Here is a 24,609-nt window from a genome sequence, read left to right on the forward strand (position 1 = left end):
CCCGCGCCCCGGGCCGCATCCGGCTGGGGCGCAGGTCCCCTCTCCCGTGCGGGAGAGGGACAGGGTGAGGGGCCAGGTTTGTCCGGAGAGGGCATATCCCTCACCCCAGCCCTCTCCCGCACGGGAGAGGGGGCGCGTCGCGCCGAACGGGATGATCGCGGGACGTCCCATCACGCCTTCGACACGCCCCAGGTGAACGGGATCGGCCCCTTCACGATGCCCGAGACGCTCTTGCGCCAGGCCTGGTAGCCGAGGAAGAACCCGGTCGGGACGTAGACCACGCCCTCGCAGGCGGCGGCGTTGACCTTGTCGATGGCGGCCTTCTCGGCGGCCGGATCAGCCGCGTCGAACCATTCGGCGATGGCCGCCTCCACGGGCGGGACGTTCGGCCAGCCGAACCAGGCCTTGTCGCCGCTGGCCCGGACCGCGGGGTAGCCCGCCGGATTGATGCAGTCGGCGCCCGCATGCCAGGTGTGGAACATGTTCCAGCCGCCCTGGCTCGGCGGCGCCTTGGAGGCCCTGCGGGTGCCGGTGGTACCCCAGTCGGTGGCGACGAAATCGACGTTGAAGCCCATCTGCTTCAAGAGGTCGGCGGTGATGTCGCCCTGCGCCTTGGTGATCCCCTGGTCCTGGGCCACGATGCAGACCACCGGCTCGCCCTTGTAGCCGGCTTCCTTGAGCAGCTTCTGGCCGAGCTTGAGGTCGCCCTTGCCGACATGGGCGCCCCCCGCCTCGCTGTAGAGCGGCGTCCCCGGCGTGAAGAAACCCGGCAGCGGTTTCCACAGGCTGTCGTCGTCGCCGACGATCGCCCGCATGTAATCCTCCTGGTTCATGGCGGTCATGACCGCCTGGCGGATCTTCGGGTTGTCGAAGGGCGGATACAGGTGGTTCATCCGGAACGACCCGACATTGCCCAGCGGATCGGCGATATCGACGTTGAGGTTGGCGTTCTTGCGCAGGAGCGGCACGAGGTCGGAGATCGGGTTCTCCCACCAATCGACCTCGCCGTTCTGCAGGGCCGCCGAGGCGGTGGCCGCGTCCGGCATGATCACCCACTCGACCCGGTCGACCAGGATGTGCTTGCCCCCGGCCAGCCAGGAATTCGGCTCCGCGCGGGGCTTGTAGCCGGCGAACTTCTGGAACACGGCCCGGGCGCCCGGCACCCATTCGTTGCGCACGAAGGTCATCGGGCCCGAGCCGACATATTCGGTAATCTGCGTGAACGGGTCGGTCTTGGCGATCCGCTCCGGCATGATCAGGGCCATCGGAGCGTTGGTCTTGCCGAGCGCGTAGAGGAGCTTCGGGAAGGGCTTCTTGAGGCGCCAGCGGAACGTCCGGTCGTCCACGGCGGCGAGGTCGTCCTGGATCCCGCGGATCATCAGGCCGATCGGGTCGCGGGCCATCCAGCGGGTCAGGCTCGCCACGACATCCTTGGCGAGCACCGGCTCGCCGTCATGGAATGTCTGGCCGGGGCGGAGCCGGAAGGTCCAGGTCAGCTGGTCGCCCGAGACCTCCTCGGATTCGACCATCTGCCGCTGCGGCTTCAGCTGCGCGTCGACCCCGTAGAGCATGTCCCAGACGAGGGTGCCGGCATTGCGCACGACGTATTGCGTGCCCCAGATCGGATCGAAATTGGCGAGGTTCGCCTGGGGCACGAAGCGCAGCACCTTGGCGCCCTGCGCCACGGCCGGCATCGCGATCTGCGGCGCTGCCAGCCCGAGTGCGGCCGAGCCCTTGAGGAAGGTCCTGCGGTCCATCGTGATCTCCCTGGCCGGTGGGATTGCGATCCCGGCTACCGGCCCGCACCCCGGGTGCGCCTGTGACTCGGTCGACGGAAGGCTTCGGTCCCGTATCGGGGCCGGAGCGGGCTGACATTTCACGCGATCAGCAGCATGCGCCAGTTCCCTGCTGCCGCAAGACGGTTTTGGAGATTTGAATTCTAGTTATCCGCATCCTGTTCGCGCGCGCGGTCGTCCGGCCGGATGCAGGCCGGCAGTGGACACGGAAGGGCGTCGGGGGATCGGCGGTCGTCATGCTCACGGGCGCTGCCTCGCAAGCCTCGCGCCACCGTGAGGGGAAGAGAATTCAAAATGCAGCGCGACCGCCCGGCAGGACGGGGCGGTCGCGCAAGCTCACGAAAGGGATTTCAGAGGGCTCTCAGCCCTTTGGCGGGGCTCGGTGCGACATCGCCCGGAGGCCCGGGCTCCGCCCTGGACCCGCGAAAGGTCCTGGACCTGTCGAAACCGGGACTTGCCTCAGCTGACCTGGCGCAGGTGCGAGCCGGCCTCCGCCGGTTGGGCGCGGATGAAGGCGGCGATCCGCGGGGCGATGACCGTCCGGTAGCGGGAGCCGTTGAACACGCCGTAATGCCCGACGCCCACCTGGAGATGGTAGGCCTTGCGGGATTCGGGCAGGTTCGGCGTCAGCTCGAGGGCCGCCTTGGTCTGGCCGACCCCGGAGATGTCGTCGTTCTCGCCCTCCACGGCCAGGATGGCGCAGCGGCGGATCGCCCCGAGATCGACCGGGGTGCCGCGGTGACGCATCTGCCCCTTGGGCAGAGCGTGGTCGACGAAGACGGTCTGCACGGTCTGGAGGTAGTACTCCGCGGTGAGATCCATCACCGCCAGGTACTCGTCGTAGAATTCCCGGTGCTTCTCGGCCGAGTCGCCGTCGCCCTTCACCAGATGGTCGAACATGTCCGAATGGGCGGTGACGTGGCGGTCGAGGTTCATCGCCATGAAGCCCGACAGCTGCAGGAAGCCCGGATAGACCCGGCGCCAGGCCCCCGGATAGATCGGCGGCACCAGGCTGATCGTGTTGCGCTCGAACCAGGCCTGGCCGCGCTCCTGGGCGAGGCAGTTCACGGCGGTGGGCGAGCGGCGGGTGTCGATCGGGCCGCCCATCAGGGTCATCGAGGCCGGCACGGCCGGATCGCCCGCCGGATCGGCCTTGGCCTCCATGAGCGCCACCGCGGCCAGAACCGGCACCGCCGGCTGGCACACCGCCATGATGTGCAGGTCCGGCCCGAGGATCGCGAACATCTCCTGCAGGTAGTCGATATAGGTGTCGAGGTCGAAGCTCCCGAAGGTCAGCGGCACCATCCGGGCATCGGTCCAGTCGGTGATGTAGACCCGGTGGTTCGGCAGCATCGCCTCCACGGTGCCGCGCAGCAGCGTGGCGTAGTGGCCCGACATCGGCGCGACGATGAGCAGCTTGGGCTGCGGCTCGGCGGGTGGCGTGAGGAAGGCGCGCTCGAACGCGACCAGGCGGCAGAACGGCCGCTCCCAGACGACGCGCTCGCTGACCGGGACCGCAATCCCGTCGACCTGCGTCTCGGTGAACCCGAAGGCGGGCTTGCCGTAGCGGCGCGTGGCGCGCTCGAACATCTCGCAGCCGGCGCTGATCGCCCGGGCGTAGGGCCCGTAGGCCAGGGGATTGCCGGGCATCTGCAGGGCGTGGCGGGTCAGGTCCGCGGCGACCCGGGCCGGCGCCATCAGGGCGCGGGCGCCTTCGAACATCGCGTAAGCCAGGAGCATCGCCACCTCGCGGTTTCGAATGCCGTCCGGGGCCGACCGGGACCGGTCCGCTGCGGGACGACACACCATCCGGGCCGCCGACATCCGGCCTGCGCGCGGAGCCTGCTGCAACCCGCCGCGTAGGATAAGGTTCCACCCTGAACGATCACGGAACATCCCCCGCCCCGGGCGACTTGCCCGTGACCACGCCCTCGGCGCGACGGATCCGGCGGCCCGCTCCGGATCCGGTGCCGCGGTACCCATCTTGAAAATCCGCGCCGGCGCGGCCCGACCGGCGCTCCACCAATAACCCCATGCCCGATAGCGACCTCAACGGCCTCGTCCGCAACGCCCGCCACCTCCGGCTCGACACCTTCGTCCGCCTGCGCTGGCTCGCCATCACCGGCCAGAGCGCCGCCGTGGTCGGCGCGCAGTTCGGTCTCGGGCTGGCGCTGCCGTTCGGCTGGTGCTTCCTGGTGATCGCGACCTCGTCCTGGCTGAACCTGGCTCTCCGGATCCGCTTCCCAGCGAGCTACCGGCTGAGCGACGATTCCGCGGCGCTGCTGCTCGCCTTCGACATCGTGCAGCTCGCCGCGCTGCTGTTCCTCACCGGCGGCCTTCAGAACCCGTTCTCGCTGCTGTTCCTCGCCCCCGTGCTGATCTCCGCCACCGCGCTGCCGCCGGAGCGGACCCTGGCGCTCGGCCTGCTCGCCGTGGGGCTGGCGACGCTGCTCGCCCTGGTGCACCGGCCGCTGCCCTGGTTCTCGGACGGGCGGATCGAATTGCCGTTCCTGTACGTGTCCGGGGTCTGGACCGCGATCCTGCTCGGCACCGCCTTCACCGGCGTCTACGCCTGGCGGGTCGCCGAGGAGACGCGGCTCCTCGCCCAGGCGCTCGCCGCCACCGAGCTGGTGCTCGCCCGGGAGCAGCACCTCTCGCAGCTCGACGGCCTCGCGGCGGCGGCTGCCCACGAATTGGGCACACCCCTCGGGACGATCATGGTGGTGACCAAGGAGCTGATCCGCCAGCTCGGGCCCACCGCCTCGCCGGCGGTGGCCGAGGACCTGAACCTGCTGCGCGAGCAGGTCGACCGCTGCCGCGGCATCCTCGGCAAGCTCACGTCCCTGGATGGGGACGGGGTCGGCTTCCTGGAGACCGTGACGTTCAGCCATCTCGTGGAGGAGCTGGTGGCCCCCCAGCGCGCCCTCGGAGCTGTCTTAGAAATCTCCAGCCGCGGTGACGGCCCGGAACCGGCCTGCCGCCGCAACCCCGGGGTGATGTTCGGGCTGGCCAACATCCTCGACAACGCCGTCGACTTCGCCACCTCCCGCGTCACCGTGGAGGGCCGCTGGACTCAGGAGCGGGTCTGGATCGAGATCCGCGACGACGGCCCGGGCTTCTCCAGCGAGGTCCTGCTGCGCGCGGGCGAGCCCTACGTAACCACCCGCAGCGGCGACCGCCCGCAGACCGGCGGGACCGTGGGCGCCGGCCTTGGCCTCGGCCTGTTCATCGCCAAGACCCTGATCGAGCGCTCGGGCGCACAGCTCGCCCTGATGAACGTCTCCGCGCCGGACGCCCATGGAGCGATCGTGCGGGTGTCCTGGGCCCGGCACATCTTCGAACGGGGTGCAGCCCCGCGCCATTCGCCGGAACTCAATATCGGCGCGCCCCTGCCACCGCGCGATGTCGTACCTATATGAGGATCAGACCGAGAACTGACTGAGTAATTCCCTTACGAAAACCCGAAAGGAGTGCCGGATGCTGACGCAGCCCGGGACCACGGCAGCGATCGATCCCGCCGTGATCAACGAAGCCGATCCGCTCGCCGCCTTCACCGACCGCAGCCTGCTGATCGTAGACGACGACAAGCCCTTCTCGACGCGGCTCGCCCGCGCCATGGAAAGCCGCGGCTACCATGTCCAGGTCGCCGACAGCGTCGCCGACGGCGTGTCGGCCGTCGAGGCCCGCCCGCCGGCCTTCGCGGTGATCGACATGCGGCTCGGCGACGGCAACGGCCTCGACGTGATCGCCCGCCTGAAGGAGCGCCGCCCCGACGCGCGCGGCGTGATCCTCACCGGCTACGGCAACATCGCGACCGCCGTCACGGCGGTGAAGCTCGGCGCGTTCGACTATCTCGCCAAGCCCGCCGACGCCGACGAGATCCACGGCACGCTGATGGCGCAGCCCGGCGAGCGGGCCGACCCGCCGGAGAACCCGATGTCCGCGGACCGGGTCCGCTGGGAGCATATCCAGCGGGTCTACGAGCTGTGCAGCCGCAACGTCAGCGAGACCGCCCGGCGCCTCAACATGCACCGGCGGACGCTGCAGCGGATCCTGGCCAAGCGCGCCCCGCGCTGAAGCCGGGACCCACCGATCCCGGGTCCCGCGGTTGCATCCCCCCTCCCCGGTGGGCTAGCTGCGCGGGTCCCGGGCGCATTTCGTCCGGGGCCTCGCAATCGACCGGGGGACGAGTCTCGTGAACGGGCGCAACGCCATCACCATCGTGAGCATGATGGTCCTCGTCGGCACGGAGGTCTTCGCCGTCGCCATCGCGGCCGGCTGGGCCCTCGCGGGCCTGTTCGACCTCGGCGACCGGGTCGGCCACGTGCTGATGGGCGTCTTCAGCCTGTTCGCGGCCTGGATCATGCTGCAGCTCTGGCGCCGGGCGACCAGCATCGAGCCGATCCGCACCCGCGCCACGTCGCGGTAGCCGGATTGGGTATGTCGCCGGGCCAGTGCCCGGCACGGCGTTCGACAGGCCGGCGGCCTTCCTGCTAGGGAACGCGCGACGGCCGCCCGTGTAACGACGCCGCGGGTTGCGCCCACGTTTTCGGCTGCGCGTGAGACCGGAAGATCCATGAAAGCCCGTATCATCGTCACCCTGAAGACCGGTGTGCTGGACCCGCAGGGCAAGGCGATCGAGGCCGCGCTCAAGTCCCTCGGCATCGACGGCATCGACAGCGTCCGCCAGGGCAAGGTGTTCGATCTCGAGGTCTCGGCCGCCGACGGCCCGACCGCCGAAGCCACCCTCCGGACGGCCTGCGAGAAGCTGCTCGCCAACACCGTCGTCGAGAACTACGCGATCGAGATCCTCTGATGCACGCTGCGGTCGTCGTCTTTCCGGGGTCGAATCGCGAGAGCGATGTCGCCCGGGCTCTGCGCCGGTCGGGTGCGCGGGTCAGCATGGTCTGGCACGCGGACCACGACCTGCCGGCCGGAACCGACCTCGCCGTCCTGCCGGGCGGCTTCTCCTACGGCGACTACCTGCGCTGCGGTGCCATCGCGGGCCGCGCGGCCGCGATGGATGCGGTGAGGGCGCACGCGGCCCGGGGCGGCCTCGTGCTCGGCATCTGCAACGGCTTCCAGATCCTGTGCGAATCCGGCCTCCTGCCGGGCGTGCTGATGCGCAACGTCAACCGGCGCTTCATCTGCCACCGGCAGACCCTCCGGGTCGAACGCACCGATACGCGCTTCACCAGCGCCTACCAGAAGGGGCAGGTGATCGACGTCTGCGTGGCGCATGGCGAGGGCAATTACTTCGCCGATCCCGAGACGCTGGCGCGGATCGAGGGCGAGGGTCGCGTGGCCTTCCGGTACTGCGACGCCGCCGGGACGATCACGGTCGAGGCCAACCGCAACGGCTCCCTCAACGCGATCGCGGGGGTCTACTCGGAGGCCGGCAACGTCCTCGGGATGATGCCGCACCCGGAGAACTTCGTTGAAGGCCTGATCGGCGGCACCGACGGGCGCGGATTGTTCGACAGTCTCGCCGCGTGAGCTCGCCGGCTGAAACTGGTTTTTAACCGCCGATTAAGGTTCACACGGCATAAAGAGGCATCCAGAGTTCTGGATATCGAGTTGGACGACCTCGTCCGCTCTGTTTGATGCCTCCCTGATGACTCTCCCAAGCCGCCCCCAACCGGGCGGCTTTTTTCTGTTGCCTGCGCGGGCCGCGACGGGTCCCGCTCGGGCTCACGGATCCACGCAACGCGGCCCGCGATCATTCTCGGCCGCAAGAGAGGTCTGTCCGAGGCCAACATCCGGCAGGGCGGTAGGAGATCGTAGCCTGGAAGGGTGCGCCCGCCCGCGCTTCGTCGCAGTGGCGTGAAGCGCATCCCACGGGGGTAACGCCGGAGGATCGGGTGCGAAAGGCCTCGGTCCCACCCGACGGTTAGGACCGAGGCCGATCCCTCAGTAGAGGCCGCCCGCCTGTGCGGCCCGGTCGGGGTCCGCCGGGACCGCCGCGGGGGCGGCGCTCTGGGCCGGGGCGACGTAGGAATCCGGCGGCGCGGTGCCGGGCTTGAACGCCTCCAGGATCGTGCCGGCGCCCTCCCCCGAACCGGCGCGGGTGCCGGAGGCGAGGTTGACGCGGATCAGCTTGATCCCGGGCGGCACCCGGAACGGGGTCGGCGGCTTGTCCTTGAGGGCGACCTTCAGGAACTCGAGGGCGATCGGCGCCGCGAGGCCGCCGCCGGTGGCGCGGTCGCCCAGCGAGCGCGGCTTGTCGAAGCCGATATAGATCCCGACCGCGAGATCCGGCGAGAAGCCCACGAACCACGCATCCTTGGCGTCGTTGGTGGTGCCGGTCTTGCCGGCGAGCGGCTTGCCGATCTGCTTCAGCAGGGTCGCGGTGCCGCGCTGGACCACGCCCTCCATGATCGAGACCATCTGGTAGGCGGTCAGCGGGTCGAGCACCTGCTCGGAATCGTCCACCAGCTTCGGCTCGTCCTGGCCGGACCATTTCTCGGCGTCGCAGCCGATGCACTTGCGGTTGTCGTGCCGGTAGATCGTCTCGCCGATGCGGTCCTGGATCCGGTCGATCAGGGTCGGCCGGATGCGGCGCCCGCCATTGGCGAGCATCGAGTAGGCGGTGACCATGCGCATGACCGTGGTCTCGCCGGCCCCCAGCGACATCGGCAGCACTGGCAGCATGTCGTCGTAGACGCCGAAGCGGCGGGCGTATTCGGCGATGAGCGGCATGCCGACATCCTTGGCGAGCCGGACCGTCATCAGGTTCTTCGAATGCTCGATCCCGTACCGCAGGGTGTGCGGGCCGCCGGACTTGCCGTCGTAGTTCGAGGGCGTCCAGGCTTCCTGGCCGGGGCCGGCCTCGATGGTGATCGGCGTGTCCTGCACGATCGAGGACGGGGTGTAGCCGTTGTCCAGCGCCGCCGAGTAGACGATCGGCTTGAACGACGAGCCGGGCTGGCGCATCGCCTGGGTGGCGCGGTTGAACTCGGATTCGTCGTACGAGAAGCCGCCGACCATCGCGTGGACGCGGCCCGTATTCGGGTCCATCGCCACGATGGCACCGGAGACCTCGGGCTTCTGGCGCAGGCGGTACTGGCCGCGGCCGCCATCCATCGCCTCGACATAGACCATGTCGCCGGGCTGGAGGTTCGGCCGGCCGGCCCAGCGCATGCCGTCCGGGGGGATCACGCCGGTCTCGCGGTCCTTGCCGACCTGGCCCGACGCCTCGCGCTTGGGCTGGAGGCCGACCTGGACGCCGCCGCCGCCATTGCCCAGCACCACGGCGAGCCGCCACGGCGCCACGTCGCCGAGCGCGGGAACCTCGGCGGCCGCCATGCCCCAGTCGCGCCCGGTCAGGTCGACCTTGGTGACCGCGCCGCGCCAGCCATGGGCCTGGTCGTAGCGCACGAGGCCGTCGACCAGGGCCTTGCGGGCCCAGGCCTGCATCTTCGGATCGAGAGTGGCGCGCACCGAGAGACCGCCCTCGTAGAGCTTCTTCTCGCCGTAGCGCTCGGAGATCTCGCGCCGGACCTCCTCGGTGAAGTAGTTGGCGTTGGCGGCGTTCGGGAAGGCGACCCGCGGGTTGACCCCGAGCGGCATCTTCTTGGCGGAATCCGCCTCTTCCTTGGTGATGTAGCTGTTCTCCGCCATCAGGCGGATGATCTCGTTGCGGCGGTCGAGGGCCGCCTGGGTCTTGCGGTAGGGGTGGTAGTTGTTGGGACCCTTCGGCAGCGCGGCGAGATACGCGGCCTCGTTGATGGTCAGCTCGTGGACCGACTTGCCGAAATAATCGAGCGCGGCCGCCGCGACGCCGTGCAGGTTGCGGCCCGGGACGATGGTGCCGAGGAAGATCTCGTTGAGGTACAGCTCCAGGATCTTGTCCTTGGAGTAGGCGGCCTCGATCCGCAGCGCCAGCAGCGCCTCGCGGATCTTGCGGTCATAGGTCTGCTCGGAGGAGAGCAGGAAGTTCTTGGCGACCTGCTGGGTGATGGTCGAGGCGCCCTGCCGCTTGCCCGACTTGGCGTTGGTCAGGAAGGCGCGCACGATCCCCTCGGGGTCGATGCCGCCGTGCTTGTAGAAGTTCTTGTCCTCGGCCGACAGGAAGGCCGCGACCACGATCTTCGGCATCGCCTGGATCGGTAGGTACAGCCGGCGCTCGCGGGCATATTCGGCCAGCAGGGAGCCGTCGGCCGCGTGGATGCGGGTCATCACCGGCGGCTCGTAATTGGCGAGCGCGGCGTGGTCGGGCAGGTCCTGGCTGTACTTCCAGTAGAAGTAGCCGCCGGCCGCAGCACCGACCACGAACAGCACCGCGCCGGCGCTAAACAGGATCCCGAAGAAACGAAGGATCAGACGCATCCGGTGTTCCGCTCGTCGCTGGCCCGGCCGCATGCCGGGTTCGGCTCATCCGGCACGGGCGTCCGTATTCGACGCGGTCGGCTCCCGGACGCTCCCGTGAGGCCCCCTCGGATTGCCGGTTCAGCGGCGGTGCGACGGGGCGTCGGACACCCCGTATCGACACTCTATCTATGGTAAAACTGGGGCGACGGCCGCCGACCGGCGCGGGTTCGTGGACGGCTTCAGGGTCGCGCGGTTGCCGAAGAACAGGTCGATCGCCTTCGCCATCGAGCCGGTGACCCCCGCGCGCCACTCCGGCGATTGCAGCATCTCCAGGTCGCGCTTGCTCGAGAGATAGCCGAGTTCCACCAGCACGCTCGGCACGTCGGGGGAGCGCAGCACCATGAAGCGCGCCTCCCGGTGGGGCTTGGCGCTCATCTCCATGACCGGGGCGAGCTGGCCCATCAGGGTGCGGGCGAAGCCCGAGGAGAAGCCCCGGGTCTCGCGCAGGGTCAGTTCCTGCAGGATGTCGGCGATGTCCGGGGGGGCCTCGGCGGAATCGGCGCCGGCGGCGGCGTCGGCCTTGTTCTCGCGCTCGGCGAGCCGGGCGGATTCCACGTCGGTCGCCTTCTCGGCGTTGGTGTAGATGGTGGCCCCGCGCACCTGGGGCGCGGCCGAGATCGAATCCGCATGGATCGACACGAACAGGTCGGCCTTGGCCTCGCGGGCGAGGCGGACGCGGTCGGCCAGCGGCACGAACACGTCCCGGTCGCGGGTCATCCGAACCCGGTAGCGGCCGCTCGCTTCCAGCTTCTCGACCAGGGCCTGCGCGTAGCCGAACACGATGTCCTTCTCGAACACCCCGCCTACCGCGATCGCCCCGGGATCTGTCCCGCCATGCCCGGCATCGACCATGATCAGCGGGCGCTGGTCGGCGGGTTCGGGGGCGGCGCTGCGCGCCTGGGCGGGGGCCGGGTCGCTGGCCGCGGCCGCCTTGCGGAACGCGTCGCGCTCGACGCGCTGGAGCGGGATCGTCAGCAGCACCGCACCGTCCCGGGCCCGGGTCACGGTCTCGATCCGCCCGATCGTGGCCGGCGCGGCGAGGTCGATCACGACCCGCGAGCGGCCGGGGGCGAACAGGCCGTAGCGGAAGGACTGGACGAGGCCGTCGCGGCGACGCCCCGCCCCGGAATCGAGCTGGAAATTGACCTCCGGCAGGTCGATCACCGCCCGGTCGGGCCGTTCCATCACGAAGCCGCGGGCCTCCACGGCCCGGGACAGGGTCAGGGTGAGCCGCGTCGTGCCGGCCTGGCTGGCGAGATCCGCCCCGATGGCGATCGCGGGCGTCGGCGCGGCGGGCTTGTCGCCGTTCTGCGCGAGGACGGGTGAGCCTGCCAGCGTCAGAGCCAGGCAGAGGCGGTGGATGGCGGAACGGATCTGGCGCGCGCGACTCGGCATCGGTCCGGATTCAACTCCCGTGCCCCTTGATAGGGCATAGGAGCGGTATGGTTAATCGACGGTTGCCCGGAACGAGGCGGCCGGCATGTCGCGCGCATGCGACAGCCTGAACGTGGCGATCGTGCGTCAGCGGAACGCGACGAGGCGGCTCGCCTTGCGGATCACGTCGCTCCAGCAGGTCAGCGAGGCATCGGCGGCCCGCTGGACCTCGCCCATCTGCAGACGCATCAATTCGGTCGGCGAGCCCGCTTGCGACAGGGCCCGCAGATGCGCCAGGGCGGCCTCGCTCTCCCCGCGCATGTAGCGGGCGATCGTCGAGCCGATGCCGGTGCCGTCGCGGTGATTCGGCGTGAACCCGGCCCGGCTGGTCGCGGCTAAGCTGGTCGCGGCGACGTGTTCGGCGGCTTCGTCCCGCGCGACGGGCGCGGCGGACGGAGCCGTCAACGGCGGGATCGTGACGGGTGGGACGAGGGCGGCCACCGGGACCGAGACCTCTGCGGGAGCCTCCGGCGCGGCGCCATCCGGCTCGGAGGCGGCGACGGCTTCCGTGGCCTTGGCAACGGCCACGTCCGGGATGGCCGTGTCGGTGGGCGGCGGAACGGCGCGGAGCGCGGGCCCGTCGGCATTGAGAGCCGGCTTTGGAGCCCAATCGGGGCGGGGCCCCTTCGGTCGACGCGGCTTGCTCATGGCGCAATCTCCTCCTCGTCCGCATCGGGCCCCCTGACGGAGCGGCGGCCGGAGGGAAGACCGTGTTCGGAAGGCTTCTATCCGGCGGTGCCCCGCCGCGTCGGGCCGGGCACCGCCTCGAACGATCCGCTCGGGGCGGATCGGTGCGTCTTCAGCGGGCGACGTTCTGCTGCGCGAGGGCGCCGAAATCCTTGGCCTGAGCCTGGAGGGCGGCGAACTGGCTGCGGACGAACTCGGACTGCAGCTCGAACGCCTCGCGCAGATCCTTGGTGCGGGCCAGCTTCTGGGCGAAGTCGAAGGTCGCGTTCGCGTTGTTCTGCGCGTGCTCGAAACCCTTCGAGACCGCCGCCGTCATGGTCGACTGGAAGGTCTGGCCCGAGGCCTGGACCTGCTCGGTCGCCTTGATGGCGTTCGCCATCATGGTGCCGACGGCGTTGCGCGCCTGGTCGACGCTCTTCTCGGCGAAATCACGCATCTCGGTCGGGATCTCGAAGTTCGGGGTCTGCATCGAAGTCTCCAGCACACGCTGTCTCGGGATGGGACGCCGATCTGCGTCCGCGGTGACGCGTCTCTATATGTTGCAGTGCAACAAGAAGTCAAGTGCATGTTCGGGGGTGCGGCGCGGGCGCAAGAATCCGGATAAAATGCATGATTCCGGTATCCGAACAGTCTTCGCGCCGCCATACCGGCAACGCGCCCGCTTCCAATAAACCTTGGCCGATCCAGGCAGGGTCATGGTGCGATTCGGCCGCACAGACGCCTCTCTATATCAATCTTTCCGGCTGTCTATAGCCGACGCGCCCGGGTTTGGGACTTGCCGATTCGGTATCAGGCCGATTCAGCGCTCGGCCGGTCCGGCCGGGCCGCGGCGCCGGCATGGTGCATCGCACCAGTCGCACGCTGCACGAGCCCGGCATAAAGCGACCGGAGCGCGGCGGCATGGGTGGCGAGCGTCATCGGCGCAGCCTGGATCTGCGCCCGGGCATTCGCCCCGAGGGTCGCCGCGCAGGCATCGTCCCGCAGGGCCGAGAACGCCGCCGCCAACGCCCCGATCTCGGGGGGGACCACGAAGCCGGTGCGCCCGTCCCGCACCTTCTCGGCGGCGCCGGACCGGTCGGAGGCGACCACGGGAAGGCCGGCCGCCAGGGCCTCGTAGACCGTGAGCGGCCCGGTCTCGTACCAGCGCGACGGGGCGGCGAGCGCCCGGGCGCGGCTGCGCAGCAGCGCCCAGACGGCGTCCGGCGCCTGCCAGCCGATCACCTCGACACCGGGCCGAGCGCGCAGTTCCGCTTCCAGGGGACCGGCGCCGACGAACAGGGCGGTGAGCCCGGCGGACCGGGCCGCGTCCGCCACGAGGTCGGCGCCCTTCTCCCGGGTCAGGCGCCCGACATACGCGATGGCGTCGCCCCGGGCGGGATCGGCCGGCGGCCCGTCGGCGATCCGGACCGGGTTGTCGACGCGGTGATGGGTGAGCGCGTAGCCGCCGAGCAGGTCGCCGAGCCGCCGCCGGCTGGCGTCGCAGACATGGACGACATGGAGCGGGCGCCGGTGCAGGGCCTGCCGGAGCGCGCCCGCGCGGGCGACGCGCACGAGCTTGTGAACCCGGCTGCGCGGATCGCAGGGCGCGGCGAGGCAGGCTGGCGAGAGCGGCGTGAGCCCGCAGGGCTCGGCCCGGTCGAACCGGTAATAGACTCCGTTCGGGCAGGCCAGGGCGTAGTCGTGTAGGGTGACGACCACCGGCACCGCGAGGCGGGTCAGGACCGGGAAGATCGCCGGCGACAGGGTGCGGGTCCATTGGTGCAGGTGGAGGCAATCCGGCGGTGCCGGAAGCTCCCGGAGCGCCGCCTCGAGGGCGCGGGCCGCCGCGGCGTGCCAGATCCCGGTGGCCGCCGCCCTGAGGCCGCCCAGGGTCCAGATGTCGGGCAGGCCGAGTTCGATCCGCCGGATGTTCCCGTGGTCCAGCAGGGGATCGACCGGGCCCGGGATCGCCTGGATGTAGGTGACCGCTAGGCCGGCCTCGGCGAGCCCGCGGGCGGATTCCAGGGCGACCTTTTCCGCCCCGCCGCTGGCGGTCGCGAACTCGGCCAGGATCACGACATGCATGACTTGTCTCGGCAGGACCCGCCGCGATCATAAGTCCAGGCCGGTTTACGGAGGATCAACCGCCGGCCGTTACAGATCTCCACCCCGAAAATAGAGCGGCGGACTACCTGACGTGCACATCGTCCTCGTCGCCGATCATGCCGCGATCAACGGCGGCCAGGCCAAGGTCGCGATCGAATCCGCCCTCGGGCTCGTGGCCCGGGGTCACCGCGTCACCCTGTTCGCGGCCGTGGGCCCGGTCGACCCGCGGCTGGAACCCGCCGGCATCCGGGTGGTGTGCCTGGATCAGGACGACGTCACGACGGCGCGCAGCAAGCTCGCCTTCGCGGCCCAGGCGATCTGGAACGCACCGGCCGCCCGTGCCCTGGCGGCCGAGCTCGCCGCCTGCGATCCGCGGGACACGCTGGTCCATGTCCACGCCTTCGCCAAGGCGCTGTCGCCCGCCATCGGCCCGGCCCTGCGGGCTTCCGGCCTGCCGTGCCTCTACACGATGCACGAGTTCTTCCTGGTCTGCCCGACCGGCGGGTTCTACGCCTATCCCGAGCAGACGATCTGCCACCGCACGCCGATGTCGGCCTCCTGCATCCTGGCGCAGTGCGATGCGCGCAGCTACCCGCGCAAGGTCGCCCGGATGATCCGCCATGCCGGGCTCGCGCATGTCGCCCGGCTGCCGGAGCTGTTCGCCCACGTCGTCACGATCAGCGACCTGCAGGAGAGCGTGGTCCGGCCGCTGATGCCCGCCGGCACGATGTTCCACCGGGTCGACAACCCGATCGCGGTGGCGCAGGCGCCGGTCCACGAGGGACCGCCGGGCGACTGCCTGTTCGTCGGCCGGATCTCCACCGAGAAGGGCGCGCCGATCTTCGCCGAAGCCGCCCGCCGGGCCGGGGTGCGGGCCGTGTTCGTCGGCGACGGTTCGGAGCGGGCCGACCTCGCCGCCCGCTATCCCGAGGCGGTGATGCTCGGCTGGCGCGACCCCGCCGGCGTGCAGGCGCTGATGCGCCAGGCGCGGGCGCTGGTCTTCCCGAGCGTCTGGTACGAGGGCCAGCCGCTCACCGTGTACGAGGCTCTGGCCTGCGGCACGCCGGTGATCGTCAGCGATGCCTGCGCCGGCCGGGAGGCGGTGGTCGACGGCGAGACCGGGTTCTGGTTCCGCTCGGGGGATCCGGATGCGCTGGCCGCCCATCTGCGCCGCCTGTCGGACGACGCCCTCGCGGTCCGGATGGGCCGGGCCGCGCATGCCCGCTACTGGACCGCGCCGCTGACCCCGGAGGTCCATCTCGACCGGCTGACGGGTGTCTACGAGACCGTGATGCGTGAGGCGTCTGCGCGAGGCCGCGCGACGCGGTTATCAGCCGGCCCGGCGGTGGCGACGGCCTGATTGATACGCCTTGCGCCCGAAAAAACCGGAAACACCTGGGCCTCGTCGCGTTGACGCGCACAGGCACCGCGCGTGCACCCGTCACCGATAAGGGACAGACATGGCCGACGACCACAAGCTCGAGAACGAGACCAAGCCCGGCTTCCAGCAGGGCAGCGCCAAGCCGGACGACAAGGCCAATCCCGCCAACAAGCCCGAGAAGATGGACGAGCGCCTCGACGACGCCCTCGAGGAGACGTTCCCCTCGAGCGACCCGATCTCGGTGAAGATCACCAAGTAGCGGGGATCCCAAAGGGCTCAGCCCTCGGGCGGGGCTATCGGGACAGAGCCCCGATGGAGCCGGGCTCTGCCCGGCACCCGCACACGGTCCCGGACCGTGTGGATCCGGACTTTTTACGCCGCTTCGAGCAGCCGCCGGGCGATGACCTGGGCCTGGATCTCGGCGGCGCCCTCGAAGATCGACAGGATGCGGGCGTCGCACAGGATCCGGCTGACCGGGTATTCCAGGGCGAAGCCGTTGCCGCCGTGGATCTGGAGCGCGTTGTCGGCGGCCGCCCAGGCGACGCGGGCGCCGAGCAGCTTGGCCATCCCGGCCTCCAGGTCGCAGCGCTTGCCGGCATCCTTCTCGCGGGCCGAGAAATAGGTGAGCTGGCGGGCGATGTTGATCTCCACCGCCATCATGGCGAGCTTGTCGGCGACCCGCGGGAAGCTGACCAGCGCCTTGCCGAACTGCACCCGCTCCTCGGCGTAGCGCAGGGCCACGTCGAGGGCCGACTGGGCGACGCCGATGGCACGGGCCGCGGTCTGGATGCGGGCCGATTCGAAGGTCTGCATCAGCTGGGCGAAGCCCTTGCCCTCGACCTCGCCGAGCAGGTTACCGCCGGGCACCTCGAACCCCTCGAAGGCCAGCTCGTATTCCTTCATGCCCCGGTAGCCGAGCACCTCGATCTCGCCGCCGGACAGGCCCTGGACCGGGAACGGCTCTGCGTCCGTGCCCCGGGGCTTCTCGGCGATCAGCATCGAGAGGCCGCGATGGCCCTTCTCCTCCGGCTTGGTCCGCACCAGCACGGTCATGATGTCGGCCCGGACCGGATGGGTGATCCAGGTCTTGTTGCCGGTGATCTTCCAAACCTCGCCGTCCTTGACGGCTTTGGTGCGCAGGCTCGCGAGGTCGGACCCAGTGTTCGGCTCGGTGAACACGGCAGTCGGCAAAATGTCGCCGCTGGCGATCTTCGGCAGGAAGCGGTGCTTCTGCTCCTCGGTGCCGCCGCACAGGATCAGCTCCGCAGCGATCTCCGAGCGGGTGCCGAGCGAGCCGACGCCGATATAGGCCCGGGACAGCTCCTCCGAGACCACGCACATGGCGGTCTTGGGCAGGCCCATCCCGCCGTATTCCTCCGGGATGGTGAGGCCGAACACGCCCAGCTCGGCCATCTTGGTGACGACCTCCATGGGGATGTATTCATTCTTCAGGTGCCACTCATGCGCCTGCTCGACCACCTCGGCCTTGCCGAAGCGGCGCATCTCGGAGCGGATCGCCTCCATGTCTTCGTCGAGGCCCGAGGCGCCCACGGTGGCCGAGCCGCCGCCCTCGCGCATCAGCGCCACCAGGGCGGCGCGGTTCTCCGGGGTGTTGCCCTCGGCGATCAGGGTCTCGACCGCGTCCGAGCGGTACTGCGCGACCTCCTTGGCCGAGAGGCCGAGCGAGCCGGTCGGGCGGACCATCTCGCCCTGGCTCATCGGGATGCCGGAGAACAGCTGGTCGAGATACTCGCCGGCGCCGATCCGCACGAGCAGCGTCTCGGTCTCGCCGAACCGGCCCTCGGCCTGGAGGCGCTCGGCATAGCCGCCGAGCTCGGCCACCGCCTCCGCGTAGGTCGCCAGCCAGGCCAGCCCGTGGGCGGCGTGCTGCTGGGTCTCGAGCTTGCCGGCATCGATCCGCCCGTCCGTGCCGAGGATGCGCGTCCGGACCCGGCGTGTGGCTTCCGCCACGAGGGCCTTCGCGCTCTCGCCGGCCGCCTTGGCGAGGCTGACGACGTCCTGCGGCTCGGTCTGGATGGCGGGGGATGCGGACATGGTTTTTGGCTCGCGTGGCGTTTTATTGGATCGTGTCTTCTAACCCGTCCGACGTCGAGGCCGAAGCAGATTTCATTTGCGGCGTCTTGAACTGAAGTTGAATGCGTCAGAGTGCTCGCGGCCGAAATGGAGACCGGTTCGGCGCACGTTATTTCGTATCCACGATCACTGACAGCCGTGCCCGCGTGCCCCGGTACCGGAAGCCGTTTCAGCCCGGCTCAGCGCTTCTGCTCGCAGCGCGTCTTCACGTAGGCGCCGTTCTCGCCGGTGAAACCGGTATTGGCTGCCAGTACCGGCCCCTGGATCAGGCATTCCTGCAGCGTATGGGCCGGCCCGGTGATCACGTCGAGGGCGGTCTCCCGCGAGCAGTCCGGGGCCTGGACGTTGGCGGCGCAGATGAGCGCGACGACGAGGATCTGGTTCATGGGGCCTCCCGGGGATCTCGGTGATCCGGCCCGGCTCTTCGGCGGCTGGGCGGCAACAAGCGAAAGACCGGGTCTCACCGGGGGTTCCGGGACTGCGGCGCCAAGGCCTCCTGTCAAGCCCGGCTCGCCACCGCGACGCCCAGCGCCGCCACCGCCATCCCGGCGCCCTGCACCAGGGTGAGCACCTCGCCGAACAGCAGGTAGCCCAGCAGGGCCGCCACCGGCGGAACCAGGAAAAACAGGGCGGCGACGCCCGCCACCGCGCCCCGCCGGATGAGCGCCAGCAGCAGCAGGATCCCGGCCACGGAATTGACCAGGATCGCCCAGGCGAGCCCGAGCCACAGGGGCGCGACCGGGTCGATCGTCGCGTGGCCGAAGGCCAGCGCCAGCGGGATCGCGCAGGCCATCCCGCCCACGAATTGCAGCGTCGCGTTGGCCAGGAGGTCGCCGCCCCCGCCGGTCCGCTTCTGCCAGAGGGTGCCCAGCGTCAGGGCCAGGACCGCCACCAGACTGACCGCCAGGGCCACCGGCGGGATCCCGGACGGGTCGGCGGCGCCGAGCTTCGGGGCGAGCACCAGCCCGGCGCCGGCAAAGCCCAGCAGGATCCCGAAGGCCCGCCGGCCGCTGACGCGCTCGCCGAGCAGCGGCCCCGCCAGGAGCGCCGTCAGCAGCGGCTGGAGGCTGCCGACCAGGGCGGCGATCCCGGCCGGGAGCCCCCGGCTCACCGCCCAGAACACCCCCGCCAGGTAGATGCCCTGCATCAGGAAGCCCGCGACGATGGGATCGCGCCAGCCCGCCCGGGTCCCGGGCCAGCGCACCCGGGACGCCGCCGCGATCAGCGCCAGCAGCAGGGCGACGCCGGTGAACCGGACCGCCGTGAAGCCCAGGGGATCGGCATGCGGGATCACCGCCCGGGCGGAGATGAAGCCGGTCGCCCAGATCGGGACGAACAGCACCGGGAGGGCGCTGGCCGCGCGGGTCGAATCGCCTGGGGGGGTGGGCATGACCGCGCGGACGGAGCATGCCGGCGGGGAAATGGCAACGGCGATTCGGCCATCGGGGCGGTCCGGCGTGGCCGCGGCGCGTCACCGGGCCGCGAACGGGACCGGACGGGTCCGGCGGCGTTGACGGGCCGGGCCGCGCGCCCTTCATCGGCGGGCGCGCTACGAGGATCGTTGGACACCCGTGAAATCTCTCCGCAGCGGATTACAGGTCGCGGGCCTCGCGGCGCAGCGCTTCGTCGCCCATGACGGCTGGGCGATCGCCAGCCACATCGCGCTCTCGACCCTGACCTCCCTGTTCCCGTTCCTGATCCTGCTCGCGGCGCTCGCCGGCCTGTTCGGCACGCAGTCCCTGGCCGACGAGGCGGGCAACCTGATCTTCGACGCCTGGCCCCGGGAGATCGCCAAGCCGATCGTCGGCGAGGTCCACCGGGTGCTCACCGAGCAGCGCAGCGGCGTGCTGACGCTCGGCGCCCTGTTCGCCCTCTACTTCTCCTCCTCGGGGGTCGAGAGCCTGCGGGTCGGCCTCAACCGGGCCTACGGCCTGCGGGAGAGCCGCCCGTGGTGGCTGACCCGGCTCGAATCGATCGGCTACGTGATCTGCGGCGCCTTCGCGATGCTGGCCTTCGCCCTGCTCGTGGTGCTGGGCCCGCTGATCTGGCGCAACATCGTCCTGGTCGCCCCGGGGGTGGAGCCCCTGGGCCTCACGGTGGCGATCGGGCGGATCGTCGTCACGGCCCTGCTGCTGGCGGTGGTGCTGATCATCGCCCACAAGTTCGTGGCCGCCGGCCGGCGCTCGATCCTGTCGGTGCTGCCGGGGATCGGGGTGACGCTGATCCTGTGGTTCCTCGCCGGCCTCGGCTTCGGCTATTATCTCGACCGGTTCTCGAACGCCTACGCGTCCACCTACGGGGGCTTGGCCACCGCGATGGTGTTCCTGGTGTTCCTGTACTGGCTCGCCGCCATGTTCCTGTTCGGCGGCGAGATCAACGGCACGGTGATCGCCGCCCGCCGCAGCCGCCTGCAGGCGAAGATGCTGGCCCGGCGCGCCGGGATGGAGGGACGATGGACGGCACCGAGCACCTGACCGTGCGCGTGAACGGCGCGAACCTGCATGTCGCCCGCCGCGGCACGGGATCGCCGCTGCTGCTGCTCCACGGCTGGCCGGAATTCTGGCTGACCTGGGAGCCGGTGATGGAGCGGCTGTCCGCCCGCCACACCCTGATCGCCCCGGACCTGCGCGGCTTCGGCGACAGCGACAAGCCCGAGGGCGCCTTCGGACCACCGGAGCAGGCGGCCGACATGGCGGCGCTGCTGGAGGCGCTGGGCATCGACCGCGCCGGCATCGTCGGCCACGATGTCGGCGGCGCGGTGATCCAGGCGCTGGCGCGCGCCCATCCGGAGCGTTGCGCCGGCCTGTTCCTGTTCGACTTCGTCTATCCCGGGATCGGCCCCCGCCTCGGGGAGCCGGACCGGCTCAGCGAGATCTGGTACCAGTCCTTCAACCAGATGGACCTGGCGGTGACCCTGGTGGGCGCCAGCCGGGAGAACTGCGCCGCCTATATCGGCCATTTCCTGCGTCACTGGTCGCACCGCAAGGACGCATTCGATCCCGTGATGGACGCCTTCGCGGACAATTTCTGGAAGCCGGGCAACCTCGCGGGCGGCTTCGCGCATTACCGGGCGGCCCATGCCGGCCGGATCGCGATGCTCAAGGGCGAGGCCCCGCCCCTGCCGCCGATCGCCGTGCCGACCTGCGTGCGCTGGGCCGAGCACGACCCGATCTTCCCCTATGCCTGGACCGACCGCCTCGGCGAGACGTTCTCGGATCTCGACCTGGCACCGTTCCCGGGCGTCGGCCACTTCCCCCACCGGGAGGACCCCGACCGGGCCGCGGCCGAGATCGCCGGGTTCTTCGGGCGGATCGGGTGGGTGTGACCTGACCGTCAGCGAGACTGGTTGCGGTAGACGCAGTCGCGCCCGCGATCCTCGTACCCGCCCGGGCAGGCGGTGACGCAGGCGCCGGCCGCGAGCTTCTTCGGGGGCGGGCAGGCGCCGGCAACTTGCGCCTGGGCCGGCCCGGCCGCGAGCAGCGGCAGGATCAGGAGCGCGATCAGGGCCTTGGCCATGATCGCGGGATTCGCCGAGGCCCGGCCGATCCCTTCGAGACACCGCATCGTCGTCCATCCCGCAGCCGGATCGGTGAGCGGGAGATAGGCCCTCGCGCGGCCGCGTCACCCAGCGGCGGGGTGCTCCGGCGCACCGCGCTCCGTCAGCGCGGCCACGATCCGCGCCACCTCGGCCTCGGCGGCGGGAAAGCCCCGGCTGGTGTCGATCACGAAATCGGCCCGGGCCCGCTTCTCGGCATCCGGCATCTGCTTGGCGCGGATCGCCTCGAAAGCCGCCTCGGTCATGCCGGGGCGGGCCAGCACCCGGGCGCGCTGCACCTCGGGGGGCGCGCTGACCACCGCGACCGCGTCGCAGCGGCTCTCGCCACCGGTCTCGTAGAGGAGCGGGATGTCGAGGACGACCAGGGGCGCGTCCGCGTGCCGGGCCAGGAAGGTCGTGCTGGCCGCCCGGACCAGCGGGTGGACGAGGGCCTCGAGCGTCGCCATCCGGTCTGGGTCGCCGAGCACCGCCGCGCGCAGGCGGGCGCGGTCGACGCCGCCCTGCGGGTCGAGCACGCCCGGAAAGGCCTTGCCGATGGCCGCGGCGGCCTCGCCGCCTGGACCGTAGAGGGCGTGGACGGCGGCGTCGGCATCGTGGACCGGGACGCCGAGCGCCGAGAACATCCGGGCGGTGGCCGACTTGCCCATGCCGATCGAGCCGGTCAGGCCGAGTATGACGGGGCGGCCCTTGCTCATCCGGTAAGATCCGCCACGATCCTGTCCCGCAGGCCCGGGGTGACGGCCGGGCGCAGGCCGAACCACGCCTCGAAGCCCGGCACCGCCTGGTGCAGCAGCATCCCGAGTCCATCGACCGCGGCGAGCCCCCGCCGGCGCGCCGCCGCGAGCAGGTCGGTCTCCAGCGGGGCGTAGACGATGTCGGCCACCGCGGCGGTTTCCGGCAACGGGGTGAGGTCGAGATCGAGGGGCGGCTGGCCCTTCATCCCGAGCGAGGTGGTATTGACCAGGAGCCCTGCCCCGGCGAGCGCGTCAGGCAGGTCGTCCCAGGCGAGCGCCGTGCCGATCCCCGGGGCCAGGGCCGCTAGGGTCTCGGCCCGGGCCCGGGTGCGGTTGGCGATCAGGATCCGGCTGAGGCCGCTCTCGGCGAGGCCGACCACGATGGCCCGCGCCGCGCCGCCGGCGCCCAGCACCACGGCGGTGCCGCCGGCCCGCTCGGGCCAGCCGGCGCCCAGGCTGTGGTCGAGATGGGCGCAGAAGCCCGGCGCGTCGGTGTTGTCGCCGCGGACCCGGCCGTCGGGCTCGACCAACAGGGTGTTCACCGCGCCGATCTTTTGCGCCCGCGGCGTCAGCGTGTCGACGAGCGCGTAAGCCGCCTCCTTGTGGGGGATCGTGACGTTGCCGCCCCGGAAGCCCGATTCCGGCAGCGCCCGGAGGAAATCCGGGAACGCCTCCGGGGTGACGTCCAGGCGCTCGTAGGAGCCGGGGATACCGTGCTGGCTAAGCCAGTAGCCGTGGATCAGCGGCGAGCGCGAATGCGCGATCGGGTGGCCGACCACGAAGGCCCGGGGGATCGGGGACACGCTCATGCCGCGCATTCCCGGGCGAGCCGGCAGGCCGGGCCGCCGGCCGCCTCGATCTGCAGGGTCGCGTGGCCGATGCCGAAGCGGGTGCGCAGGCCCTCGGCGGTCTCGTTGAGGAAGCCGTTGGCAGCCGCGCGATGCTCCGGGTGGTCATCGGCGATCACCAGATGGACCGTGAGGGCGACGCTGGTGGTGCTCATCGGCCAGATATGCAGGTCGTGGAGGTCGATGACCCCGGGCCGGTCGCGCAGGAAGCCGGTCACCGCCTCCGGGGAGATCTCGGGCGGCACCGCGTCGAGGGACATCGCCACGCTGTCGCGCAGGAGCCCCCAGGTCGCCCAGACCACGAGGCCCGCGATGGCGAGGCTGACCGCCGGGTCGAGCCAGGCCTGGCCGGTGAGCTGGATCACCAGGCCGGCGACCACGACCCCGGCCGAGACCGCGGCATCGGCCACCATGTGCAGGAAGGCGCCGCGGATGTTGATGTCGCCCTTGGCGCCGCTGGCGAACAGCCAGGCGGTGAGGCCGTTGACCAGGATGCCGACGGCGGCGACCACCATCACGATGGTGCCGACCACGGGCTCGGGATGGACCAGCCGGACGAGCGCCTCCCAGATCACCGCGCCCATGGCGATCAGCAGGAACACGGCGTTGAACAGGGCCGCCAGGATGGAGGAGCCGCGATAGCCGTAGGTGAAGCGGGCGCTGGCCCGGCGGCGCACCAGGATGGCGGCGATCCAGGCGGCCGCCAGGCCCAGCACGTCGGAGAGGTTATGGCCGGCATCGGCCACCAGGGACATCGAGTTGCTGAGGTAGCCGTAGGCCGCCTCGACCACCACGAAACCGGTGTTGAGCACGATGCCGATCGCGAAGGCCGGCCCGAAATCCTTCGGCGCATGGACGTGGCCGCCATGGCCGCCATGCGCGTGACCGCCATGGGCGTGGCCCCCGGATCGGCCAGCCGTCGAAGACGTGCCGTGGCCGGACTGCGAAGCGCCTTCGAAGGGAGGGCCTCCATGCGAATGATCGTGCCCGGCCACGCGGTGCTCCCTAGAAATCCAGATAGCCGGCGGCGCGCAGGCGGGCGAGCAGCGGCAGCAGCGGCAGGCCGAGCACGGTCGAATGGTCGCCGGTGACCGAATCGAACAGGTGGATGCCCGGTCCCTCGAGCTGGTAGCCGCCGACGCTGGCGCGCACCTTTTCGGCGCCGGCGCAGTCCACATAGGCGGCGATCGCCCGGGCATCGAGGGGGCGGATCGTCAGCCGGGCGGTCTCCACGAAGGCGTCGTCGATGGCGCCAGCGAGCGCCACCGCGGAATGCAGGGCGTGGGTGCGGCCGGCGAGGCGGGCGAGCTGGGCGCGCGCTGCGTCGGAATCCCGGGGCTTGTGGAAGATCGTGCCGTCGAGCTCGAGGACTTGGTCGGCGCCGATCACGACCCGGCCCGGATGGCGGGCGGCCACCGCGTCGGCCTTGGCCCGGGCGAGGCGCAGGGCGAGGTCGGGCGGGGACAATCCCAGGCTCGACGCCTCGACGGCGCGCTCGTCGACATCGGGGGATGCGGTCTCGACCGGCAGGGCCGCGCTCTCCAGGAGCAGGCGCCGGGTCGGGCTGGTCGAGGCGAGGAGGAGCGGATCCGGACGGAGCCAGGGCGAGCGGGGCATCGCGCCA

24 protein-coding genes are annotated in these 24,609 nt (G+C 70.9%); 9 read left to right on the top strand and 15 right to left on the bottom strand.

The annotated features are described in order from the left end of the window. Window positions 1–170: 170 nt before the first annotated feature. Both WYO_RS18335 and phaZ read right to left on the bottom strand, forming a co-directional pair. Complete coding sequence (locus WYO_RS18335) at window positions 171–1,757, bottom strand: ABC transporter substrate-binding protein (protein WP_007565230.1); 1,587 nt, start codon at window positions 1,755–1,757, stop codon at window positions 171–173. A gap of 498 nt (window positions 1,758–2,255) precedes the next feature. After that, the gene (gene phaZ / locus WYO_RS18340; RefSeq protein WP_007565231.1) at window positions 2,256–3,536 is read right to left on the bottom strand and encodes a polyhydroxyalkanoate depolymerase; all 1,281 of its coding nucleotides are present in this window, start codon (window positions 3,534–3,536) and stop codon (window positions 2,256–2,258) included. A gap of 293 nt (window positions 3,537–3,829) precedes the next feature. Here phaZ and WYO_RS18345 point away from each other — a divergent pair, with 293 nt between their 5' ends. From WYO_RS18345 to purQ, 5 genes are all read left to right on the top strand, one after another. Further along, window positions 3,830–5,215: an ActS/PrrB/RegB family redox-sensitive histidine kinase gene (locus WYO_RS18345; protein WP_007565232.1), complete on the top strand. Its 1,386-nt coding sequence runs from the start codon at window positions 3,830–3,832 to the stop codon at window positions 5,213–5,215. Between the two features lie 58 nt (window positions 5,216–5,273). Beyond that, on the top strand, window positions 5,274–5,873 hold the full coding sequence (locus WYO_RS18350; protein ID WP_007565233.1) for an ActR/PrrA/RegA family redox response regulator transcription factor: 600 nt from the start codon (window positions 5,274–5,276) through the stop codon (window positions 5,871–5,873). A gap of 118 nt (window positions 5,874–5,991) precedes the next feature. Beyond that, window positions 5,992–6,225: a hypothetical protein gene (locus WYO_RS18355; protein WP_007565235.1), complete on the top strand. Its 234-nt coding sequence runs from the start codon at window positions 5,992–5,994 to the stop codon at window positions 6,223–6,225. 147 nt (window positions 6,226–6,372) lie between these two features. Next, window positions 6,373–6,612 carry a phosphoribosylformylglycinamidine synthase subunit PurS gene (gene purS, locus WYO_RS18360; protein WP_007565237.1) on the top strand — a complete coding sequence of 80 codons (240 nt, stop codon included), beginning with the start codon at window positions 6,373–6,375 and terminating at the stop codon, window positions 6,610–6,612. Next, entirely contained in the window at window positions 6,612–7,292 is a 681-nt protein-coding gene (gene purQ, locus WYO_RS18365) for a phosphoribosylformylglycinamidine synthase subunit PurQ (RefSeq protein WP_007565239.1), read from the top strand. The genes purS and purQ overlap by 1 nt, the downstream gene beginning before the upstream one ends. 414 nt (window positions 7,293–7,706) lie before the next feature. Here purQ and WYO_RS18370 read toward each other — a convergent pair whose 3' ends face one another. The 5 genes from WYO_RS18370 to WYO_RS18390 form a co-directional block, all read right to left on the bottom strand. After that, window positions 7,707–10,124 carry a penicillin-binding protein 1A gene (locus tag WYO_RS18370; protein ID WP_007565241.1) on the bottom strand — a complete coding sequence of 806 codons (2,418 nt, stop codon included), beginning with the start codon at window positions 10,122–10,124 and terminating at the stop codon, window positions 7,707–7,709. A 168-nt stretch (window positions 10,125–10,292) separates the two neighbouring features. Continuing rightward, on the bottom strand, window positions 10,293–11,561 hold the full coding sequence (locus WYO_RS18375; protein WP_007565243.1) for an N-acetylmuramoyl-L-alanine amidase: 1,269 nt from the start codon (window positions 11,559–11,561) through the stop codon (window positions 10,293–10,295). Window positions 11,562–11,687: 126 nt separating this feature from the next. Continuing rightward, entirely contained in the window at window positions 11,688–12,248 is a 561-nt protein-coding gene (locus WYO_RS18380; RefSeq protein ID WP_007565245.1) for a hypothetical protein, read from the bottom strand. Window positions 12,249–12,399: 151 nt separating this feature from the next. Beyond that, on the bottom strand, window positions 12,400–12,756 hold the full coding sequence (locus tag WYO_RS18385) for a phasin (protein ID WP_007565246.1): 357 nt from the start codon (window positions 12,754–12,756) through the stop codon (window positions 12,400–12,402). 320 nt (window positions 12,757–13,076) lie between these two features. Then, on the bottom strand, window positions 13,077–14,351 hold the full coding sequence (locus WYO_RS18390; RefSeq protein ID WP_007565248.1) for a glycosyltransferase: 1,275 nt from the start codon (window positions 14,349–14,351) through the stop codon (window positions 13,077–13,079). A gap of 112 nt (window positions 14,352–14,463) precedes the next feature. Between WYO_RS18390 and WYO_RS18395 the strand changes: the two genes are divergently transcribed. Continuing rightward, window positions 14,464–15,732 (top strand): glycosyltransferase family 4 protein, encoded by a 1,269-nt coding sequence (locus tag WYO_RS18395; RefSeq protein ID WP_007565250.1) that lies wholly within the window; start codon window positions 14,464–14,466, stop codon window positions 15,730–15,732. Window positions 15,733–15,832: 100 nt separating this feature from the next. Then, window positions 15,833–16,012: a hypothetical protein gene (locus WYO_RS18400; RefSeq protein WP_007565252.1), complete on the top strand. Its 180-nt coding sequence runs from the start codon at window positions 15,833–15,835 to the stop codon at window positions 16,010–16,012. A 113-nt stretch (window positions 16,013–16,125) separates the two neighbouring features. Here the strand turns inward: WYO_RS18400 and WYO_RS18405 are convergent, their stop codons facing one another. The 3 genes from WYO_RS18405 to WYO_RS18415 form a co-directional block, all read right to left on the bottom strand. After that, window positions 16,126–17,808: an acyl-CoA dehydrogenase family protein gene (locus WYO_RS18405; protein WP_007565254.1), complete on the bottom strand. Its 1,683-nt coding sequence runs from the start codon at window positions 17,806–17,808 to the stop codon at window positions 16,126–16,128. Window positions 17,809–18,026: 218 nt separating this feature from the next. Next, window positions 18,027–18,233, bottom strand: coding sequence for a hypothetical protein (locus tag WYO_RS18410; RefSeq protein ID WP_007565256.1), 207 nt, complete (start codon window positions 18,231–18,233; stop codon window positions 18,027–18,029). A gap of 113 nt (window positions 18,234–18,346) precedes the next feature. After that, window positions 18,347–19,237, bottom strand: coding sequence for a DMT family transporter (locus WYO_RS18415; RefSeq protein WP_007565257.1), 891 nt, complete (start codon window positions 19,235–19,237; stop codon window positions 18,347–18,349). A gap of 181 nt (window positions 19,238–19,418) precedes the next feature. Between WYO_RS18415 and WYO_RS18420 the strand changes: the two genes are divergently transcribed. Further along, a complete protein-coding gene (locus WYO_RS18420; protein WP_007565259.1) occupies window positions 19,419–20,321 on the top strand; it encodes a YihY/virulence factor BrkB family protein in 903 nt (300 codons plus the stop codon). Then, complete coding sequence (locus WYO_RS18425) at window positions 20,300–21,172, top strand: alpha/beta hydrolase (RefSeq protein WP_007565261.1); 873 nt, start codon at window positions 20,300–20,302, stop codon at window positions 21,170–21,172. Before WYO_RS18420 ends, WYO_RS18425 begins: the two co-directional genes overlap by 22 nt. 8 nt (window positions 21,173–21,180) lie before the next feature. Here the strand turns inward: WYO_RS18425 and WYO_RS18430 are convergent, their stop codons facing one another. The 5 genes from WYO_RS18430 to WYO_RS18450 are packed head-to-tail and all read right to left on the bottom strand — an operon-like array spanning window position 21,181 to window position 24,602. Continuing rightward, window positions 21,181–21,411, bottom strand: coding sequence for a hypothetical protein (locus WYO_RS18430; protein WP_007565263.1), 231 nt, complete (start codon window positions 21,409–21,411; stop codon window positions 21,181–21,183). Window positions 21,412–21,468: 57 nt separating this feature from the next. Beyond that, entirely contained in the window at window positions 21,469–22,098 is a 630-nt protein-coding gene (gene coaE / locus WYO_RS18435) for a dephospho-CoA kinase (protein WP_007565264.1), read from the bottom strand. Next, window positions 22,095–22,946: a shikimate dehydrogenase gene (locus tag WYO_RS18440; protein ID WP_007565266.1), complete on the bottom strand. Its 852-nt coding sequence runs from the start codon at window positions 22,944–22,946 to the stop codon at window positions 22,095–22,097. Before WYO_RS18440 ends, coaE begins: the two co-directional genes overlap by 4 nt. Next, a complete protein-coding gene (locus WYO_RS18445; RefSeq protein WP_007565268.1) occupies window positions 22,943–23,980 on the bottom strand; it encodes a cation diffusion facilitator family transporter in 1,038 nt (345 codons plus the stop codon). The genes WYO_RS18440 and WYO_RS18445 overlap by 4 nt, the downstream gene beginning before the upstream one ends. A gap of 10 nt (window positions 23,981–23,990) precedes the next feature. Further along, window positions 23,991–24,602, bottom strand: coding sequence for a Maf family nucleotide pyrophosphatase (locus tag WYO_RS18450; protein ID WP_007565269.1), 612 nt, complete (start codon window positions 24,600–24,602; stop codon window positions 23,991–23,993). Window positions 24,603–24,609 lie beyond the last annotated feature (7 nt).

This window comes from Methylobacterium sp. GXF4 (genome assembly GCF_000272495.1).
Lineage (GTDB): Bacteria > Pseudomonadota > Alphaproteobacteria > Rhizobiales > Beijerinckiaceae > Methylobacterium > Methylobacterium brachiatum.

Excerpts from the sequence above, each read along its gene's own strand:
- WYO_RS18335 (WP_007565230.1), bottom strand. The coding sequence starts at position 1,757 with ATGGACCGCAGGACCTTCCTCAAGGGCTCGGCCGCACTCGGGCTGGCA.
- phaZ (WP_007565231.1), bottom strand. The coding sequence starts at position 3,536 with ATGCTCCTGGCTTACGCGATGTTCGAAGGCGCCCGCGCCCTGATGGCG.
- WYO_RS18345 (WP_007565232.1), top strand. The coding sequence starts at position 3,830 with ATGCCCGATAGCGACCTCAACGGCCTCGTCCGCAACGCCCGCCACCTC.
- WYO_RS18350 (WP_007565233.1), top strand. The coding sequence starts at position 5,274 with ATGCTGACGCAGCCCGGGACCACGGCAGCGATCGATCCCGCCGTGATC.
- purS (WP_007565237.1), top strand. The coding sequence starts at position 6,373 with ATGAAAGCCCGTATCATCGTCACCCTGAAGACCGGTGTGCTGGACCCG.
- purQ (WP_007565239.1), top strand. The coding sequence starts at position 6,612 with ATGCACGCTGCGGTCGTCGTCTTTCCGGGGTCGAATCGCGAGAGCGAT.
- WYO_RS18370 (WP_007565241.1), bottom strand. The coding sequence starts at position 10,124 with ATGCGTCTGATCCTTCGTTTCTTCGGGATCCTGTTTAGCGCCGGCGCG.
- WYO_RS18375 (WP_007565243.1), bottom strand. The coding sequence starts at position 11,561 with ATGCCGAGTCGCGCGCGCCAGATCCGTTCCGCCATCCACCGCCTCTGC.
- WYO_RS18380 (WP_007565245.1), bottom strand. The coding sequence starts at position 12,248 with ATGAGCAAGCCGCGTCGACCGAAGGGGCCCCGCCCCGATTGGGCTCCA.
- WYO_RS18385 (WP_007565246.1), bottom strand. The coding sequence starts at position 12,756 with ATGCAGACCCCGAACTTCGAGATCCCGACCGAGATGCGTGATTTCGCC.
- WYO_RS18390 (WP_007565248.1), bottom strand. The coding sequence starts at position 14,351 with ATGCATGTCGTGATCCTGGCCGAGTTCGCGACCGCCAGCGGCGGGGCG.
- WYO_RS18400 (WP_007565252.1), top strand. The coding sequence starts at position 15,833 with ATGGCCGACGACCACAAGCTCGAGAACGAGACCAAGCCCGGCTTCCAG.
- WYO_RS18405 (WP_007565254.1), bottom strand. The coding sequence starts at position 17,808 with ATGTCCGCATCCCCCGCCATCCAGACCGAGCCGCAGGACGTCGTCAGC.
- WYO_RS18410 (WP_007565256.1), bottom strand. The coding sequence starts at position 18,233 with ATGAACCAGATCCTCGTCGTCGCGCTCATCTGCGCCGCCAACGTCCAG.
- WYO_RS18415 (WP_007565257.1), bottom strand. The coding sequence starts at position 19,237 with ATGCCCACCCCCCCAGGCGATTCGACCCGCGCGGCCAGCGCCCTCCCG.
- WYO_RS18425 (WP_007565261.1), top strand. The coding sequence starts at position 20,300 with ATGGACGGCACCGAGCACCTGACCGTGCGCGTGAACGGCGCGAACCTG.
- WYO_RS18430 (WP_007565263.1), bottom strand. The coding sequence starts at position 21,411 with ATGCGGTGTCTCGAAGGGATCGGCCGGGCCTCGGCGAATCCCGCGATC.
- coaE (WP_007565264.1), bottom strand. The coding sequence starts at position 22,098 with ATGAGCAAGGGCCGCCCCGTCATACTCGGCCTGACCGGCTCGATCGGC.
- WYO_RS18440 (WP_007565266.1), bottom strand. The coding sequence starts at position 22,946 with ATGAGCGTGTCCCCGATCCCCCGGGCCTTCGTGGTCGGCCACCCGATC.
- WYO_RS18450 (WP_007565269.1), bottom strand. The coding sequence starts at position 24,602 with ATGCCCCGCTCGCCCTGGCTCCGTCCGGATCCGCTCCTCCTCGCCTCG.